Annotated in this window: 12 protein-coding genes; 8 read left to right on the forward strand and 4 right to left on the reverse strand. The window is 70.3% G+C overall.

Annotation, left to right across the window (positions count from 1 at the left end; genetic code table 11):
* Positions 1 to 187: 187 nt before the first annotated feature.
* The 7 genes from OHU74_RS28855 to OHU74_RS28885 all read left to right on the forward strand — a co-directional run bounded on the left by OHU74_RS28855 (position 188) and on the right by OHU74_RS28885 (position 9,925).
* A complete protein-coding gene (locus tag OHU74_RS28855; protein WP_371618559.1) occupies positions 188 to 1,084 on the forward strand; it encodes a xanthine dehydrogenase family protein subunit M in 897 nt (298 codons plus the stop codon).
* A gap of 2 nt (positions 1,085 to 1,086) precedes the next feature.
* On the forward strand, positions 1,087 to 1,692 hold the full coding sequence (locus OHU74_RS28860) for a (2Fe-2S)-binding protein (RefSeq protein ID WP_371618560.1): 606 nt from the start codon (positions 1,087 to 1,089) through the stop codon (positions 1,690 to 1,692).
* A gap of 1 nt (position 1,693) precedes the next feature.
* Positions 1,694 to 4,096, forward strand: a complete 2,403-nt coding sequence (locus OHU74_RS28865; protein WP_371618561.1) for a xanthine dehydrogenase family protein molybdopterin-binding subunit — start codon at positions 1,694 to 1,696, stop codon at positions 4,094 to 4,096.
* Positions 4,097 to 4,468: 372 nt separating this feature from the next.
* A complete protein-coding gene (locus tag OHU74_RS28870; protein ID WP_371618562.1) occupies positions 4,469 to 5,932 on the forward strand; it encodes an NCS2 family permease in 1,464 nt (487 codons plus the stop codon).
* Positions 5,933 to 6,015: 83 nt separating this feature from the next.
* Entirely contained in the window at positions 6,016 to 7,182 is a 1,167-nt protein-coding gene (locus OHU74_RS28875) for an XdhC family protein (protein WP_371618563.1), read from the forward strand.
* Between the two features lie 119 nt (positions 7,183 to 7,301).
* Entirely contained in the window at positions 7,302 to 8,621 is a 1,320-nt protein-coding gene (locus tag OHU74_RS28880; protein WP_371618564.1) for a YncE family protein, read from the forward strand.
* A 59-nt stretch (positions 8,622 to 8,680) separates the two neighbouring features.
* Positions 8,681 to 9,925 (forward strand): GNAT family N-acetyltransferase, encoded by a 1,245-nt coding sequence (locus OHU74_RS28885; protein WP_371618565.1) that lies wholly within the window; start codon positions 8,681 to 8,683, stop codon positions 9,923 to 9,925.
* Between the two features lie 72 nt (positions 9,926 to 9,997).
* On the opposite strand, the gene OHU74_RS28890 is transcribed toward OHU74_RS28885, so the two are convergent.
* Both OHU74_RS28890 and aroD read right to left on the reverse strand, forming a co-directional pair.
* On the reverse strand, positions 9,998 to 12,220 hold the full coding sequence (locus OHU74_RS28890; RefSeq protein WP_371618566.1) for a germacradienol/geosmin synthase: 2,223 nt from the start codon (positions 12,218 to 12,220) through the stop codon (positions 9,998 to 10,000).
* A 232-nt stretch (positions 12,221 to 12,452) separates the two neighbouring features.
* On the reverse strand, positions 12,453 to 13,175 hold the full coding sequence (gene aroD, locus OHU74_RS28895; RefSeq protein WP_371618567.1) for a type I 3-dehydroquinate dehydratase: 723 nt from the start codon (positions 13,173 to 13,175) through the stop codon (positions 12,453 to 12,455).
* 266 nt (positions 13,176 to 13,441) lie between these two features.
* Here aroD and OHU74_RS28900 point away from each other — a divergent pair, with 266 nt between their 5' ends.
* Positions 13,442 to 13,663 (forward strand): hypothetical protein, encoded by a 222-nt coding sequence (locus OHU74_RS28900; RefSeq protein ID WP_371618568.1) that lies wholly within the window; start codon positions 13,442 to 13,444, stop codon positions 13,661 to 13,663.
* A gap of 19 nt (positions 13,664 to 13,682) precedes the next feature.
* On the opposite strand, the gene OHU74_RS28905 is transcribed toward OHU74_RS28900, so the two are convergent.
* Positions 13,683 to 14,156 (reverse strand): hemerythrin domain-containing protein, encoded by a 474-nt coding sequence (locus OHU74_RS28905; RefSeq protein WP_371618569.1) that lies wholly within the window; start codon positions 14,154 to 14,156, stop codon positions 13,683 to 13,685.
* A gap of 29 nt (positions 14,157 to 14,185) precedes the next feature.
* Entirely contained in the window at positions 14,186 to 17,797 is a 3,612-nt protein-coding gene (gene cobN, locus OHU74_RS28910) for a cobaltochelatase subunit CobN (RefSeq protein WP_371618570.1), read from the reverse strand.
* Positions 17,798 to 17,834: the final 37 nt, after the last annotated feature.

Raw genomic sequence — 17,834 nt, forward strand, 5'->3', positions numbered from 1 at the left:
ACGAATCTACAAGACGAGGGAGGTACCCAGCCAACTCCTTCATGGTTTCGGTGACTGCACTCGGGGGACGGGCGGCTTGTGTACTGGGTCCACACCGCGTTAACAGCACGTGAACGACCAGTCGAGGGCCCTTGGGCCTCCTGGCTTGAAGTGAACGGCCCGATTACGAAGAAGAAGAGAGCCGCACATGGACTTCCTTCGCCCCGCCAGCTGGGAGGAGGCGCTCGCCGCTAAGGCCGAGCACCCCGCAGCTGTGCCGATCGCAGGTGGCACCGATGTGATGGTCGAGATCAACTTCGATCACCGCCGGCCGGAGTACCTCCTCGACCTGAACCGCATCGGTCTGCTGCAGGAGTGGGAGATCGGCGAGGACGTGGTCCGTCTGGGCGCCTCGGTCCCGTACACGCAGATCATGGAGAACCTCCGCACGGAGCTTCCGGGACTCGCGCTCGCCTCGCACACGGTCGCGTCCCCGCAGATCCGCAACCGCGGCGGCGTCGGCGGCAACCTCGGTTGCGCCTCTCCGGCCGGTGACTCCCACCCCGCGCTGCTCGCGGCGGGTGCCGAGGTCGAGGTGGAGTCCGTACGCGGCTCCCGGCTGATCCCGATCGACGAGTTCTACACCGGTGTGAAGCGCAACGCGCTGGCCGCCGACGAGCTCATCAAGACCGTCCACATCAAGAAGGCGGACGGCCCCCAGCAGTACTCCAAGGTCGGCTCCCGCAACGCGATGGTCATCGCGGTCTGCGCGTTCGGCCTGGCGCTGCACCCCGAGACCCGCACGGTCCGCACCGGCATCGGCTCGGCCGCGCCGACCCCGATCCGGGCGAAGGTCGCCGAGGAGTTCTTGAACGCCGCGCTCGAAGAGGGTGGCTTCTGGGAGTCCGGCCGGGTCATCACCCCCTCGATCGCCAAGCAGTTCGGTGACCTCGCGTCCGCCGCGGCCAACCCGATCGACGACGTCCGCGGCACGGCGAAGTACCGCCGTCACGCGGTCGGGATCATGGCTCGCCGCCAGCTCGTCTGGACGTGGGAGCAGTACCGCGGTTCGCACAACGGCCGCTCGCTCGAAGGGGCTGCGTAATCATGCGCGTCAATTTCACGGTCAACGGCCGTCAGCAGGAAGCCGACGACGTCTGGGAGGGCGAGTCCCTCCTCTACGTCCTGCGCGAGCGCATGGGTCTGCCGGGTTCGAAGAACGCCTGCGAGCAGGGCGAGTGCGGTTCCTGCACCGTCCGCCTCGACGGTGTGCCGGTCTGTTCCTGTCTGGTCGCGGCCGGTCAGGTCGAGGGTCGCGACGTCGTGACCGTCGAGGGCCTGGCGGAGTTCGCCAAGCAGCGCGAGGAGCACGGCCACGGCGGTGCCTGCGGTACCGGTGGCGGCTGCGGCTCCAAGGGCGTCACCCTGGACGCGGCCAAGCAGTGGCAGGCCCGGCCCGCCGACTCGCAGACCGGCGAGGGCGTGGAGCTCTCCAACGTCCAGCAGGCGTTCATCGACGCCGGCGCCGTCCAGTGCGGTTTCTGCACCCCGGGTCTGCTGATCCAGGCGGACGCGCTCCTGGAGGAGAACTCCTCCCCGTCCGACCAGGACATCCGTGAGGCCCTGTCCGGCAACCTCTGCCGCTGCACGGGCTACGAGAAGATCCTCGACGCGGTCCGCCTGGCGGCCGCTCGTCAGTCTGAGGCGGTCTGACATGGCCCAGAACACGCGTACGGTTCCGGCGGGCACGCCGACCAACGTCACGCAGAACCACACCAAGGGCGGAATCGGCGAATCGATTCTCCGCCCGGACGGCACCCTCAAGGTGACCGGTGAGTTCGCGTACTCCTCGGACATGTGGCACGAGGACATGCTGTGGGGCCAGACCCTGCGCAGCACCGTCGCCCACGCCGAGATCGTCTCCATCGACATCTCCGAGGCCCTGGCGATGCCGGGCGTCTACTCGGTGCTGACGTACGACGACCTGCCGGCCGAGATGAAGAACTACGGCCTCGAGATCCAGGACACCCCGGTTCTCGCCCACGGCCGGGTGCGTCACCACGGAGAGCCGGTGGCCCTCGTGGCCGCCGACCACCCGGAGACCGCCCGCCGCGCGGCCGCCAAGATCAAGATCGACTACCGTGAGCTGCCGCTCGTCACGGACGAGGCATCCGCCCTCGCCCCCGGCGCGCCGCTGATCCACGAGGGCCGCGACGACCACCACATCGGTCACGTCCCGCACCCGAACATCGTGCACCGCCAGCCGATCATCCGCGGCAACGTGGAAGAGGCTCGCAAGCGCGCCGACGTCATCGTCGAGGGCGAGTACACCTTCGGCATGCAGGACCAGGCCTTCCTCGGCCCGGAGTCCGGCCTGGCCGTGCCCACCGAGGACGGCGGTGTCGAGCTGTACGTCGCCACCCAGTGGCTGCACTCGGACCTCCAGCAGATCGCCCCGGTCCTGGGCCTGGCGCCCGAGAAGATCCGCATGACGCTCTCGGGCGTCGGCGGTGCCTTCGGCGGCCGCGAAGACATCTCGATGCAGATCCACGCCTGCCTCCTGGCCCTGGCCACGAACAAGCCGGTCAAGATCGTCTACAACCGCTTCGAGTCCTTCTTCGGCCACGTGCACCGCCACCCGGCGAAGCTCTACTACGAGCACGGCGCCACCAAGGACGGCAAGCTCACGCACATGAAGTGCAAGATCGTCCTGGACGGCGGCGCGTACGCGTCCGCTTCCCCGGCGGTCGTGGGCAACGCCTCCTCGCTCTCGGTGGGTCCCTACGTCCTGGAGGACGTGGACATCGAGGCGATCGCGCTCTACACGAACAACCCGCCCTGCGGCGCGATGCGCGGCTTCGGCGCCGTCCAGGCCTGCTTCGCCTACGAGGCCCAGATGGACAAGCTCGCGGCGAAGCTGGGCATGGACCCGGTCGAGTTCCGCCAGCTGAACGCCATGTCCCAGGGCACGGTCATGCCGACCGGCCAGGTCGTGGACGCCCCGGCGCCCGTCGCCGAGCTGCTGCGCCGGGTCAAGGCCCGCCCGCTGCCGCCCGAGCGCCAGTGGGAGACCGCCGGCGAGGGCGCGGACGTCCGCGCACTGCCCGGTGGCCTCTCCAACACCACCCACGGTGAGGGCGTCGTCCGCGGCGTCGGCTACGCGGTCGGCATCAAGAACGTCGGCTTCTCCGAGGGCTTCGACGATTACTCGACCGCCCGCGTGCGGCTCGAGGTCATCAACGGCGAGCCCGTCGCGATGGTCCACACGGCCATGGCGGAGGTCGGCCAGGGCGGCATCACCGTCCACACGCAGATCGCCCGTACCGAGCTGGGGGTCACGCAGGTGACCATCCACCCGGCCGATACGCAGGTCGGCTCCGCCGGTTCCACGTCCGCCTCCCGGCAGACGTACATGACCGGTGGCGCCGTGAAGAACACCTGTGAAGCGGTCCGCGAGGCCCTCCTGGAGATCGGCCGCCGCAAGAACGGCTCGTACCACCCCGCGTGGGCCACGGCCGAGCTGCTGCTCGAAGGCGGAAAGGTCGTCACCGACGGCGGCGAGGTCCTCGCGGCCATCGCCGACATCCTCGAGGACGAGGTGATCGACCTCGAGCTCGAGTTCCGTCACGCGCCGACCGAGCCCTTCGACCTGGTCACCGGCCAGGGCAACGGCCACGTCCAGTACACCTTCGCCGCGCACCGTGCGGTCGTCGAGGTGGACACCGAGCTCGGCCTCGTCAAGGTCGTCGAGCTGGCGACCGCCCAGGACGTGGGCAAGGCGCTGAACATGCTTTCCGTGGTTGGCCAGATCCAGGGTGGTACCACCCAGGGCCTGGGCGTCGCGATCATGGAAGAGATCATCGTGGACCCGAAGACCGCGAAGGTGCGCAACCCCTCCTTCACGGACTACCTGATCCCGACCATCCTCGACACCCCGACCATCCCGGTCGATGTCCTGGAGCTCGCCGACCCGAAGGCCCCGTACGGCCTGCGCGGTATGGGCGAGGCCCCGACCCTCTCGTCCACCCCGGCGGTCCTCGCGGCCATCCGGGCGGCGACGGGTCTGGAGCTCAACAAGACGCCGATCCGTCCGGAAGCCCTCACCGGCACCCTCTAGGACGGCGGGGTCCGGGGGCCGAGAGGCCCCCGGACCACCCCACAGATTTCCGGGCGGTGTGACACGGGAACGTCACAATTCCAGCCGCACCGCCCGGAGCAGTAAGTCCGGAGTCATCAGGGCCGCACCGCTCGCGGTCAGTTTTCACCGGCAGTACCCCAACAGGAAAAAAGCAGTAACTCCGGGCAAGCACCCAATACCCCCTGGTGTCTTCCCAGTACCGCGAACCCCCGCAGTACCCGCAGTACACGCAGTGCACATCTCGCGTCGCCTCGGGCCGTCACCCCGGGTCGTGCAGCCAACGCAGTTTCCCAAATCCCGTGTCTCCAATCTTTATGCGGGTGCCCCTATGAACCTTGGGAGTTAGGCACCATGACCCAATCGTCTGTGGAGCCCAAGACCAGTGAGGAAGAGGCCGGCAACGGCTCTCAGAACCCCACCGGACAGTCTTGGCTCGATCGGTACTTCCACATCTCTCAGCGTGGATCCAAGGTCGGCAACGAAGTTCGTGGCGGTATCACGACCTTCATGGCCATGGCCTACATCCTCCTGCTGAACCCCCTGCTGCTCTCGGGCAAGGACGTCGCCGGCAACTCGATGGCCGCTTCGGCGATCATCACCGCCACGGCGTTCGCCGCAGCCGTCACGACGCTCCTCATGGGCTTCGTCGGCAAGGTCCCGCTCGCGCTCGCCGCCGGTCTCTCCGTATCCGGCGTGCTGGCCTCGCAGGTGGCCCCCCAGATGACCTGGCCGCAGGCCATGGGCATGTGCGTGGTCTACGGCGTCGTGATCTGTCTCCTGGTCGTCACCGGCCTCCGAGAGATGATCATGAACGCGATCCCGCTGGCGCTCAAGCACGCCATCACCATGGGCATCGGCATGTTCGTCGCCCTCATCGGCCTGGTCAAGGCCGGCTTCGTCGGCCGCGGTCCGGAGTTCGGTCCCCCCGTTCAGCTCGGCTCCGTCGGTGAACTCGCCGGCTGGCCCGTCCTGATCTTCTGCATCACCCTGCTCACCATCTTCATGCTGCAGGCACGCAAGGTCCCCGGCGCGATCCTGATCGGCATCGTCGGCGGAACCGTTCTGGCCGCCATCGTGAACGCCGTGGCGGACATCGACCCGAAGGCCTGGAAGAGCGGCCCGCCGGAGCTGTCCGGCTCCGCGGTCTCGATGCCGGACTTCTCGCTCTTCGGCCACGTCTCGTTCGGTGGCTGGGGCGACGTCGGCTACATGACGGTCGGCATGATCGTCTTCACCCTGGTGCTCGCCGGCTTCTTCGACGCGATGGCCACCATCATCGGTGTCGGCACCGAGGCCAAGCTCGCCGACGACAAGGGCCGCATGCCGGGCCTGTCCAAGGCGCTGTTCATCGACGGTGCCGGTGGCGCCATCGGTGGCATCGCGGGCGGCTCCGGCCAGACCGTGTTCGTCGAGTCCGCCACCGGCGTCGGCGAGGGAGCCCGTACCGGTCTCGCCTCCGTCGTCACCGGCCTGTTCTTCGCCGCCTGCCTCTTCTTCACCCCGATCACCCAGATCGTCCCGGGTGAGGTCGCCTCCGCGGCCCTGGTCGTCATCGGCGCGATGATGATGCAGAACGCCCGCCACGTGGACTGGGCCGACAGCGCGACCGCGATCCCGGTCTTCCTGACCGTCGTGATCATGCCGTTCACGTACTCGATCACCGCCGGTGTCGCCGCAGGTGTCATCTCCTTCGTCGCCATCAAGGTCGCGCAGGGCAAGGCCCGTGAGATCGGTGGCTTCATGTGGGGTCTGACCGCGATCTTCGTGGTCTTCTACGCCCTGCACCCGATCGAGGGCTGGCTCGGCGTCGGCTGAGCCGACTGACCTGATCCGGAGCAAGTAACCGCACCCTCCACGTATCCGATACTGGATACCGATACCTCTCCGAGGAGGCCGCAGTGCTGGACATCGCCGAAGAATTGAACCGGTGGGTCGAGCAGGGACGCGACTTCGCCGTCGCCACGGTCGTGGCCGTCGGCGGAAGCGCCCCGCGGCAGCCCGGAGCGGCCCTCGCCGTCGACAGCGAAGGCACGGCCATCGGTTCGGTGTCCGGCGGATGCGTGGAGGGTGCGGTCTACGAGCTGTGCCAGCAGGCGCTGGAGGACGGCGAGACCGTTCTGGAGCGCTTCGGGTACAGCGACGACGATGCCTTCGCGGTTGGTCTGACCTGCGGCGGGATCATCGACATCCTGGTCACCCCGATCCCCGCGGGCTCTCCCGTACGGGAGGTGTTCGCGGCCGCGCTGGCCGCCGCCGCCCGAGGGGAGGCGGCGGCGGTCGCGCGGATCGTCGAGGGCCCGGCCGAGCTGATGGGCCGCGCCGTACTCGTCCGCGCCGACGGCGCCCACGAGGGCGGCTTCGGCGGACATCCCGAGCTGGACCGCTCCATCGCCCAGGAGGCGCGGGCCATGCTCGACGCCGGCCGGACCGGCGTGCTGGAGATCGGCGCCGACGGCCGGCTCTGCGGAGAGCCGCTCAAGGTGCTGGTCGAGTCCAGCGTCCCGCCGCCCCGGATGATCGTCTTCGGTGCCATCGACTTCGCTTCCGCCCTGGTGCGGATCGGCAAGTTCCTCGGCTATCGGGTGACGGTGTGCGACGCGAGGCCCGTGTTCGCCACCAAGACCCGCTTCCCCGAGGCGGACGAGATCGTGGTCGACTGGCCGCACCGCTACCTGGAGGCGCAGTCCGAGGCCGGCGTCCTCGACGGCCGGACCGTGCTGTGCGTGCTCACCCACGATGCCAAGTTCGACGTACCGCTCCTCGAACTGGCCCTCAGACTTCCCGTCGCCTACGTCGGCGCCATGGGCTCCCGCCGCACCCACGAGGACCGCAACGAGCGGCTCCGCGCGGTCGGCATGACCGAGATCGAGCTGGCCCGGCTGCGCTCCCCGATCGGCATGGACCTCGGCGCCGTCTCTCCGGAGGAGACCGCGCTGTCCATAGCCGCCGAGATCGTCGCCAACCGGCGCGGCGGTACGGGCGCGTCCCTGACCGGCGCGCACACCCCGATCCACCCGGACCCCTCGAAGAAGACGGTGATCAGCCGGATCGGCTCCGTCGCCTGAAGGCTTGGCGCGTCGAGCGCGCTGCGAGAAGGGCGCAACCCCGTGGGGGTTGCGCCCTTTCGGCGTTCCGCTTATTTTACCCGCCGGTAACAGCGTCTCCCCGCAATGGAGTTGACCGGATGTCCGCCACCCCCCTAGGTACCCGCCGAGCCCTGTCGGCCATGGTGGGCCTCGCCGCCCTGCTCGCCGCCGCACTGGTCGCGGGACCCGCGTCCGGCGCCGAAACGGCGTCCGCTGCCGAAACCGCAGCCGGCGCCGCGACCGCCTCCGGAGCCCCGGCCGCCGGGACCGGGCTGCGCGAGGTGCTGTTCGTGGGCAACAACTGGGAGGGCACCGCCGACGTCCTCGCCTCCACCGGGAACCTCGCCAAGGTGGGCCGGGTCAACGTGATCCCCGACAAGGAGGAGCGGCTCCGGGAGATCTACCTCAACCCGGTGAAGCTCGGCTACTTCCTGGGCATCCGGGCCACCGCGGGCGAGGGCCACGACCAGTTCGTGGACGACATGTACACCACCCCCGACGGCTCCGCCGTCGTCGCCTCCCGCCCCAGCTTCGCCGACGTGGTCTCCGTGGACGTGCGCACCGGCCGGGTCAACTGGCGCTTCCCGGTCGCCGGTTACCGGGCCGACCACATGGCGGTCTCCCCGGACGGCACGCGCGTGGCCGTCTCCGCCTCCACCGCCAACACCGTGCACGTCCTGGACATCGCGAGCGGACGCCAGGTCGGCTCCTTCGCGACCGGCGACAAACCGCACGAGAACACCTTCACCCAGGGCGGCCGCTTCCTGTGGAACAGCTCGATCGGTGACGTGACCTCGTCCCTCGACGCGCCCTGGCTGGACTGGACGAAGGGCGACCGGAAGATCACCGTCGTCGACGCGCAGACCTTCCGCCCGGTCCGGGTGATCGACATGCGCGCCCGCCTCGACGCGTTCGGCCGCTCCGACCTCTCCGACGCGGTGCGCCCGATGTCCTTCAGCCCGGACGAGTCGAAGCTCTACTTCCAGGTGTCCTTCTTCAACGGCTTCGTCGAGTACGACGTGGCCGCCGACCGGATCACCCGGGTCAAGACCCTCCCCGTGAACCCGGCCACCAGCAGCGACCGCACCACCTGGGTCAACGACTCCCGCCACCACGGCATGTCCATGAGCCCCGACGGCGCCAAGCTCTGCATCGCCGGGACCATGGACGACTACGCCACCGTCGTGGACCGGGCCACCCTGGAGCAGGGGCCCCTGGTGCCGGCCGCGAAGCCCTACTGGGCCACCGTGGACGGCGACGGCGCCGGCTGCGTGATCTCCGAGAGCGGCGCCGACCAGGTGACGGCCATCGACTTCGCCACCGGCGCCAAGCGGATCTCCGTACCCGTCGGCGACCACCCGCAGCGCGTGCGGCTCGGGCACGTTCCGGCCGACTGGACCGGGCCATCGGCTCCCTGACCGGCAAATCCAGCCACTTTGAGGTGACTGGTCTGCGATGACCGATTAGTCTCCCGATCATGGTGGACATTCGCGAGGTACCCGAGTCCGACATCGACCGCGCTCTGGAGCTCGCATACCTGGTCTTTCACGACCGCCCCGAGAAGGAGGCGCGCGAACGCCACCACGACATGCTCCTGCACTGCACCCGCATCGGCGCCTACGACGGGGACGCGCTGGTCGGCTTCATGGCCGCGCACGACTTCCGGCTCTCGGTACCCGGGGCGGACCTGCCCTGCCCCGGGCTCACCTTCGTCTCCGTTTCCCCCACCCACCGCCGCCGGGGCGTGCTGACCTCCCTGATGGGCGAGATGCTGCGCCGGGCCGGGGAGGCCGGCAGCCCGATCGCCGCCCTGTGGGCCTCCGAGGCCGCCATCTACGGGCGCTTCGGCTACGGCGGCGCCACCCAGGGCGTCACCATCGAGATCGACTCCACCCGGCCGCTGGCCCTGCGCATCGAAGCGGACCGGCGGCCGCTGCGCCTGGTCGACACCGTGGACCCCGAGGGCGCCGTCGCCGTCATCGGCCCGTACCACGAGGCGGCCCGCGCGACCCGGGCCGGCCGGCCGACCCGCAGCGACTGGAGGTGGGCCGAGGAGTGGCTGACCGAACAGGACGAGGAGGACGAGGAGCTGAGCCCGCCCCGGATCATCGTCCTGGGGGAGCCGGGCGAGCCGGTCGCGGGCTACGTCCTCTACCGCACCAAGTCCGAGGACGACAGCGGCCCCACCCGCACCCCGGGCCGGGTCCAGGTCTACGAGCTGGAGGCGGACACCCCGGCGGTGGCCGCCGCGCTGTGGGAGTGCCTGGCCTCCCTCGACCTCACCGGCCGGGTCTGCGCCTGGGGCCGCCCGGCCGACGACCCGCTGCTGCACTTCGCCGCCGACCGGGACCAGGTCAGGGTCACCGCCGCATTCCCCGCGCTCTGGCTGCGGCTGGTCGACGTGGGGGCGGCGCTGACCGGGCGGTCCTGGGCCGCGCCCGTGGAACTCGTCCTGGAGCTGACCGATGTCCGGCTGCCGGCGAACGCGGGGCGGTTCCGGCTGAAGGCGGGGCCGCACGGGGCGGCGTACGAGCCCGCCGACGGGCAGGCTCCCGATCTGAGCCTGGACGTACGGGAGCTCGCGGCCTGCTACCTGGGCGGGACCCGGGCCGTCGAGCTGGTTGCGGCCGGGCTGGTGGCGGAGCACGCCCCCGGCGCGGCCGCCGCCTTGGACGCGGGGCTGCGGACCGCGCTGCTGGCGCACACCGCGGACGAGTTCTAGCCCCGTCCGCCGTGCGACCCGGTTCGGCGGCGGCCGTGGCTGCGGCTGTGGCTGTGGCTCCCGAGCTCCCGCTCAGCCGATGGCGGGCAGCGAGATCCGGGCCGCGGACATTCCGAAGGTGGAGCTCAGGACGCCGGTGGAGATCCCGTCACCCAGGCGGTGCAGGTCCTCCTCGCGGTAACGCCTGGTCTTCTCGTGCCAGTTGAGGATTCCGGCGAGCCAGTCCTGCAACTCGCCGACGTACGCGTCGAGTCCGGCGCGCGCCTCCGTGTCCAGCTTCCAGTCGTCGTAGAGCAGCGGCAGCTGGTTCGCCACGATGTGCTCGAACTCCTCGGTGCGCTGCGTCATCAGCGAGTGGCAGATGTGCAGGGCCTGCGGGTAGTCGATGTCGAAGAAGTTGCGGGTGACCAGCACGTAGTTGTGGACCTCGCCCTCGACCTCCACCTCCTTCTGGTAGGAGAAGATGTCGTTCATCAGGCAGGCGGCGTCGGCGGCCGCGTTCTCCAGGGAGCGGATGGTGCCGGAGGCGTAGATCTCGTCGGGGATGCCCCGGCCCGCCTGGCCCAGCCGGCACAGGTACATCGTGAGGTGCGAGCCGAAGGTGTGGCGGCGCATCTCGGCGTAGTCCACCGGGTCCGGGATGCGGTTCTGGATCTGGTTCTCCATCTCCCACAGCCAGCTCTGCAGCATGCTCACGAGCGTGGCCCGGAACTCCCCCCGGACCTCGGGGGACATGTCCCTGCTGGTGCGCACCCACAGATCGCCGAGGGAACGTTCCATCGCGGTGGCCGCCAGCCCCTGTTCGGCGTGGTCCACCGGGATCATGGCGATGAGCCGGGCGGTGGTGGCCTTGGCGGCCGGCAGGTTCTTGGCCTGTGCGAAGACCACCGGGTAGTAGTCGTCCCCGTAGGTTCCCCAGGTCAGCCAGCAGGCGTTGAGGGTCAGGGCCTCGGGGGTGGCGTCGGGGTCGATGCCGGCCGAGCAGAGCGCGAAGTCGTAGCCGCGCAGCTTCTCCTCGTTCCAGATCGCCGAGCCGGGGTCTCCGGGCTGCGGGTCGACCAGCCCCATCTCCTTGGCCCAGAGCACGGACTGCTCCCGGGCGTGGGCGTGGTGCGGGCTCATGGTGAGCGGGAACGGCATGTAGACGTCCGGGACCACGGACGGGCCGGTGCGCTCGAAGGGGACGTGGGTGAAGGAGCGGCGGCGCAGTTCCAGGGCGCGCGGGGCGAGGATCGAGCGCAGGTCGAGGGCGGTGGTGCCGAGGCCGGAGGGGAGGAAGGGCAGGGTGAGCGGGGCGGTGGCGCGGGCCTCCTTGTTCATGTAGCGGCTGGAGACCATGTGCCATTCGTGGCCGCCGGACTGCCAGTCCTGCAGGCCCTTGGCGTAGGCGAGGACGGCGCCGATCTCGGCCGGGTTCATGGCCTGGTCGGCGAAGAGCTGGGGGAGTTCGGCGAGGGCGGTCTGCTCGAACTGGTGGAGCCGGGAGGTGAGGAGGTCGTTGGAGGCTTCGGCGGCCTCCTGGGTGGTGCAGCCGAGGAAGGTCTCCAACACCAGGATGGCGTTGGAGAGTTCGCCCTCGTCGGCGACCTCGCGCTGGTAGGAGAAGATGTCGTTCCTGATGTGCACGGCATCGGAGAAGGCGTCGCGCAGCACCCCGAGCGGCCGGGAGTGCGCGATCCGCGCGGGGACCTCGGCGGACACGTACTCGATGAGACCGGCCGACCAGGGGGCGCCGCCCACCTTGCGACGCATCTCGATGTACTCGAGGGGGTTGGAGACCCGCCCGATGTTGATGTTGGCGAGTTCCCACATGGACTCGTCGAGGAGGTTCTTGGTGGATACGGAGAACCGTTCCCTCCAGTCCATCGTCATGGCGGGGACGGTACGGGCCCACAGGTCGGCGAGGCCCGCCTCCACGGGATTGGTGGCCTCCGGGAAGCCGTCGGCCAGGTCCATGGGCATGAAGGCGCCGAGCCGGTCGAGGTAGGCCTTGGCACCCGCGCGGTCCTGGGAGCGCTTGTACATCTCCAGGAAGTGGTCGTCGAAGAAGAACACCCACACGTACCAGTCGGTGACCAGGGACAGCGCTTCGCTGTCGCAGTCGGGGTGGGTGTAGGAGCACAGCAGGGCGTAGTCGTGCGAGTCGAGGTCGCTCTCCTCCCAGACGCCGGAACCTTCCAGCATCCCGAAGGCGCGGGCCCACTTCTTGGTGTGGGTCCTGGCGTTCTCCAGGTGGGGGTTCAGTCGCGCCGGATAAGGCACATAGAAATCCGGCAGTTGGAACGGCTGCGTCACGGCAGGGTGGACCTTTCGTCTGTCTGTCTCGCGGACGGAGGCGGAAGGCCCGGCAAGGGGCCTTCCGCACGAGATCAGCAGTGCCCTACCCGTGGTGCCGGTGAGATAAGGGGGAGTTCACTTCATCAGGTGACGCGGAAGTCGTTCTGCGACGTACGGGGCTGCGAGCAGGTAGAGAGGTCGGTGGGACGGGTGCTCTTCCCTCCGCCCGCTCGCCTCCGTCCGCCCGGGCTCAGGCGGACTTGCGCCGGTCGAACGCCGGGTAGAACTTGCGCAGCAGGCCGAAGGTCTCCGTGAAGTCGAGCTGGCCCGGGGCGGAGCTGGCGCCGAAGAAGGAGTAGGTGATCCGCGAGCCGAGGGCCGGGAAGAAGACGCGCGAGACGGCGCCGGTCGCACCCATGGCGATGACGATCAGCCGGGTCCCGTCGGCCCCGGCCCGCAGCAGCAGCGAGGCGAGGCGCCGTACGTCGCTCTCGGACTCCACCATGGTCGACACCTTGACCACGTCGGCGCCGGCGCTCTTGGCCTCGTCGATGACGGCCTGGAGTTCCTCGGTGGCCGGGGTGAATTCGAAATTGTGGTACGAGACGATCGCCACCGTGTCGTGGGCGCGGGCGGCCTCGATCACGCCGGAGAGGATTTCCCGGGACGAGAGCTCGATGTCCACGGCCTGGACCCGGGGGGCGAGGGCGCGGAAGAGCTCGAGGCGCTCGGCTTCGGTCCCCTTCCAGTCGCCGCCTTCGAGCGGGGAGCGGAGCGTGGCCAGGACCGGCAGGGCCTTGAACGCGTCCACCTGGGCCAGGACATGGGCCGTTTCGGTCCGCGCGTACCGGTCGACGCGCAGCTCGGCGACATCGACGCCGGCCGCCTGCGCCTCGTGTGCGCGCAGTTCGGCGTCCGTGTCGTCGAAGCTGACGGCCACCAGCGGAATCCCGTCGTCCAGAAGCGCCCGCATTGAATTCATTTCCTGGTCACTGCCTTTTCGATTCCGATATCCGACGCGCATTGCTTGGCGAACTTGAACTTGGTGAACGCGGCGGATTATACGCGGAATCGGTATCGGTGAGAGGGGCCGCCCGCCCCTTGGGCGTCGCGTCCGGCCCGCCGGCTCGCCGGCCCGTCCGACGCACCAAGGTGCTGGTGTCGCAGCGCGGGATGCTTGTCCGATTGTTCTAGATTTGTGCCATCGGTACAGATTTCGGCGTTCCGGGAGGGACACTCATGGCGATCGATCTCGACAAGGTGCTGGACAAGGCGTGGGCCGACAAGCCGCTCGCGGAGGTGCTCGCGGCCCCGGTCGCCGCGCTCAAGGGCGTCACCGACAAGGACGGCGAACTGCTCCTCGAGGCTTTTGGAGTCAAGACCGTCGCCGACTTCGGCCAGCTGAAGTACGTGCGCTGGGCGCAGGCCCTCGTAGCCCTGAACCAGACCGTCAAGGTGTAGCCCCGGCGGCCCGCTCCGGCTACCCGACGGGCCTCAGGTCCCCGCCGGGATGGGCCGTGCGCCAGGCCGCGATGGCAAGGTCCCAGTCCTCGCCCGTCAGGGCGGTGAGGGATGCGGGGAAGAGGCCGTCCTCCTCCTTCGCGATGTGGTGGTGGAGCTCCTCCACCGCGCGGCGCAGGGCGGCCGTGTCCGCCGGATCCGCGAGATCCGCGCGGGAGAGGAAGGCCGCCAGCTCGCGGTGGTCCGCGACCAGGGCCCCGATGTAGTCCGCGTACTCGGGGTCCTGCCCCATGACCGCGAACAGGCCGTCCTCCTCGCCCTTCCAGTGGGCGAGGAGGACGGCCGTCATGTCCGCCACGAGGGTGCGCGCCCTCGCGGTGTCCCCGGAGTCCAGGGCGCGCAGGGCGTCGCCCGCCGCGTCCGTCACCGCCTCGTGCTCGGCGATGAACTCCTTGATCAGGGGGATCTCACGGCAGCCGCAGTAGTGGCACATGCGGCCAGTGTGATCCAGGCGCGGACCGGTTACTCGCTTTCGGCTTCGAGGTTGCCCTCCGTGTCCAGGTACACCTGGCGCAGCGCCTCCAGCACCTGCGGGTCCGGCTTCTCCCACATGCCGCGGGACTCCGCCTCCAGCAGCCGCTCCGCGATTCCGTGCAGGGCCCAGGGGTTGGCCTCCTCCAGGAAGGCGCGGTTCTCCGGGTCCAGGACGTACGTCTCGGTCAGCTTGTCGTACATCCAGTCCGCCACCACGCCGGTCGTGGCGTCGTAGCCGAAGAGGTAGTCGACGGTGGCCGCCAGCTCGAAGGCCCCCTTGTAACCGTGGCGGCGCATCGCCTCGATCCACTTCGGGTTGACCACACGGGCGCGGAAGACCCGGGAGGTCTCCTCCACCAGCGTGCGCGTCTTGACCGTCTCCGGGCGGGTCGAGTCCCCGATGTACGCCTCGGGGGCAGTGCCGCGCAGCGCGCGGACGGTGGCCACCATGCCGCCGTGGTACTGGAAGTAGTCGTCGGAGTCGGCGATGTCGTGCTCACGGGTGTCCGTGTTCTTCGCCGCGACGGTGATCCGCTTGTAGGCGGTCTCCATCTCCTCGCGCGCCGGACGCCCTTCGAGACCGCGGCCGTAGGCGTACCCGCCCCACACCGTGTAGACCTCCGCGAGGTCGGCGTCCGTGCGCCAGTCGCGGGAGTCGATCAGCTGCAGGATGCCCGCGCCGTACGTGCCCGGGCGCGAGCCGAAGATACGGGTCGTCGCGCGCCGCTCGTCACCGTGCACGGCCAGGTCCGCCTGCGCGTGGGCCCGTACGAAGTTGTCCTCGGCGGGCTCCTCCAGCGAGGCCGCCAGCCGTACCGCGTCGTCCAGCAGGCCGATGACGTGCGGGAACGCGTCGCGGAAGAAGCCCGAGATGCGCAGGGTGACATCGATGCGCGGGCGGCCCAGCTCGGCGAGCGGGATCGGCTCCAGGCCGGTCACGCGGCGCGAGGCCTCGTCCCAGACCGGGCGCACGCCCAGCAGCGCCATGGCCTCGGCCACGTCGTCGCCCGAGGTGCGCATCGCGCTCGTGCCCCACAGGGACAGGCCCACGGAGGCGGGCCATTCGCCGTTGTCCGTGCGGTAGCGGGTCAGCAGGGAATCGGCGAGCGCCTGGCCGGTCTCCCACGCGAGGCGGGAGGGGACGGCCTTCGGGTCGACCGAGTAGAAGTTGCGGCCGGTCGGCAGCACGTTGACCAGACCGCGCAGCGGGGAGCCGGAGGGGCCCGCCGGGACGAACCCGCCGTCCAGGGCGCTGACCACGTGGGCGATCTCGTCGGTGGTGCCGGCCAGCCGCGGGACGACCTCGCGGGCCGCGAAGTCCAGTACGGCCGCGACGTCCGCCGAGAAGCCGGCGGCGACCGAAGCCACCGCCTCCGGGGCCCAGTTGGCGTCCTCCATCGCCTGGACCAGCGCGCGGGCCTGCTCCTCCGCCTCGTCGGCGGTGGTACGGGTGGCCGCGGACTCGTCCAGGCCGAGCGCCTCGCGCAGACCCGGCAGCGCCGTCGTGCCGCCCCAGATCTGGCGGGCGCGCAGGATCGCGAGGACCAGGTTCACGCGGGAGTCGCCGGTCGGGGCGCCGCCCAGGACGTGCAGGCCGTCCCGGATCTGGGCGTCCTTGATCTCGCACAGCCAGCCGTCGACGTGCAGCAGGAAATCGTCGAAGCCGTCGTCGTCGGGACGCTGCTCCAGACCCAGGTCGTGGTCCAGCTTCGCGGCCTGGATCAGCGTCCAGATCTGCGCGCGGATGGCCGGCAGCTTCGCCGGGTCCATCGCGGAGATCTGGGCGTACTCGTCCAGGTGCTGCTCCAGGCGCGCGATGTCGCCGTACGACTCCGCACGCGCCATCGGCGGCACCAGGTGGTCGACCAGGGTGGCGTGCACGCGGCGCTTGGCCTGGGTGCCCTCGCCCGGGTCGTTGACCAGGAACGGGTAGATCAGCGGCAGGTCGCCGAGCGCGGCATCGGGGGCGCAGGCCGCCGACAGACCGGCGTTCTTGCCCGGCAGCCACTCCAGGTTGCCGTGCTTGCCCAGGTGGATCATCGCGTCGGCGCCGAAACCGCCGTCCTCGGCACGGGCCTGGATCCAGCGGTACGCGGCCAGGTAGTGGTGCGAGGGCGGCAGGTCCGGGTCGTGGTAGATCGCGATCGGGTTCTCGCCGAAACCGCGCGGCGGCTGGATCAGGATGAGGAGGTTGCCGCGGCGCAGGGCCGCCAGGACGATGTCGCCCTCGGGGTTCGCGGAGCGGTCCACGAACATGTTGCCCGGGGCCTCGCCCCAGTGCTGCTCGACGCTTTCGCGCAGCTCGGCCGGGAGCTCCGCGAACCAGCGCTTGTAGTCGGCCGCCGGGATCCGGACCGGGTTGCGGGCCAGCTGCTCCTCGGTGAGCCAGTCCTGGTCGTGGCCGCCGGCCTCGATCAGCGCGCGGATCAGCTCGTCGCCGTCACCGGAGACCAGACCCGGGATGGACTCGACGGGGCCGAAGTCGTAGCCGCCCGCGATCAGCGTGCGCAGCAGCTCCACGGCGCTCGCCGGGGTGTCCAGGCCGACCGCGTTGCCGATGCGGGAGTGCTTGGTCGGGTACGCGGACAGGACCAGTGCGATCTTCTTGTCGCGGCGCTCGATGTGCCGCAGCCGGGCGTGGCGCACGGCGATTCCGGCGACGCGGGCGGCCCGCTCGGGGTCGGCGACGTAGGCGGGCAGGCCGTCCTCGTCCAGCTCCTTGAAGGAGAACGGGACGGTGATCAGGCGGCCGTCGAACTCCGGGACGGCGACCTGGGTCGCGGCGTCGAGGGGGGACAGGCCCTCGTCGCTCTCCTCCCAGGCGCTGCGCGAACCGGTCAGGCACAGGGCCTGGAGGATCGGCACGCCGAGCCCGGCCAGCGCGCCGGCGTCCCAGGACTCGTCGTCACCGCCGGCCGAGGCGGTGGCGGGCTTGGTGCCGCCGGCGGCGAGGACGGTGGTGATGACCGCGTCCACCGACTCCAGCGCTGCGACCAGCTCCGGCTCGGGGGTGCGCAGGGAGGAGACGAAGAGGGGGAGCGGCTGGGCGCCGTGCGCCTCGATCGCCTCGCAGAGGGTGTGGACGAAGGCGGTGTTCCCGCTCATCTGGTGCGCGCGGTAGTACAGCACGGCCACCCGGGGACCCTCGGTCCGCCCCGGGGTGCGCTCCAGCGGACCCCAGGTGGGGGAGGCCGCCGGGGGCTCGAAACCGTGGCCGGTCAGCAGCACGGTGTCGGAGAGGAAGCGTGCCAGCTGGTCCAGGTTGGCCGGGCCTCCGTGGGCGAGGTAGCCGTGGGCCTCGGCGGCGATCCCGATCGGGACGGTCGAGGCCTCCATCAGCTGCGCGTCGGGGGCCTGTTCGCCGGTCAGGACGACGACGGGACGCGTCTGGGACGGGGCGAGGAGCAGATCCAGGCCGTCCTGCCAGGCGCGCAGGCCGCCGAGGAGGCGTACGACGACCAGGTCGACGCCGTCGAGCAGACCGGGGAGGTCGTCGAGGGGAAGGCGGGAGGGGTTCGCGAACCGGTACGGGACGGGGCCGTCCGCGGCGGCGCGAGCGCTGAGCAGATCGGTGTCGGACGTCGACAGCAGCAGGATCATGCGGCGGCAGGCCTTCCTCGGGGTTTCCGCGCCCCGG

Source organism: Streptomyces sp. NBC_00454 (assembly GCF_041434015.1).
Taxonomy (GTDB): domain Bacteria; phylum Actinomycetota; class Actinomycetes; order Streptomycetales; family Streptomycetaceae; genus Streptomyces.

Excerpts from the sequence above, each read along its gene's own strand:
- OHU74_RS28855 (WP_371618559.1), top strand. The coding sequence starts at position 188 with ATGGACTTCCTTCGCCCCGCCAGCTGGGAGGAGGCGCTCGCCGCTAAG.
- OHU74_RS28860 (WP_371618560.1), top strand. The coding sequence starts at position 1,087 with ATGCGCGTCAATTTCACGGTCAACGGCCGTCAGCAGGAAGCCGACGAC.
- OHU74_RS28865 (WP_371618561.1), top strand. The coding sequence starts at position 1,694 with ATGGCCCAGAACACGCGTACGGTTCCGGCGGGCACGCCGACCAACGTC.
- OHU74_RS28870 (WP_371618562.1), top strand. The coding sequence starts at position 4,469 with ATGACCCAATCGTCTGTGGAGCCCAAGACCAGTGAGGAAGAGGCCGGC.
- OHU74_RS28880 (WP_371618564.1), top strand. The coding sequence starts at position 7,302 with ATGTCCGCCACCCCCCTAGGTACCCGCCGAGCCCTGTCGGCCATGGTG.
- OHU74_RS28885 (WP_371618565.1), top strand. The coding sequence starts at position 8,681 with ATGGTGGACATTCGCGAGGTACCCGAGTCCGACATCGACCGCGCTCTG.
- aroD (WP_371618567.1), bottom strand. The coding sequence starts at position 13,175 with ATGCGGGCGCTTCTGGACGACGGGATTCCGCTGGTGGCCGTCAGCTTC.
- OHU74_RS28900 (WP_371618568.1), top strand. The coding sequence starts at position 13,442 with ATGGCGATCGATCTCGACAAGGTGCTGGACAAGGCGTGGGCCGACAAG.
- OHU74_RS28905 (WP_371618569.1), bottom strand. The coding sequence starts at position 14,156 with ATGTGCCACTACTGCGGCTGCCGTGAGATCCCCCTGATCAAGGAGTTC.
- cobN (WP_371618570.1), bottom strand. The coding sequence starts at position 17,797 with ATGATCCTGCTGCTGTCGACGTCCGACACCGATCTGCTCAGCGCTCGC.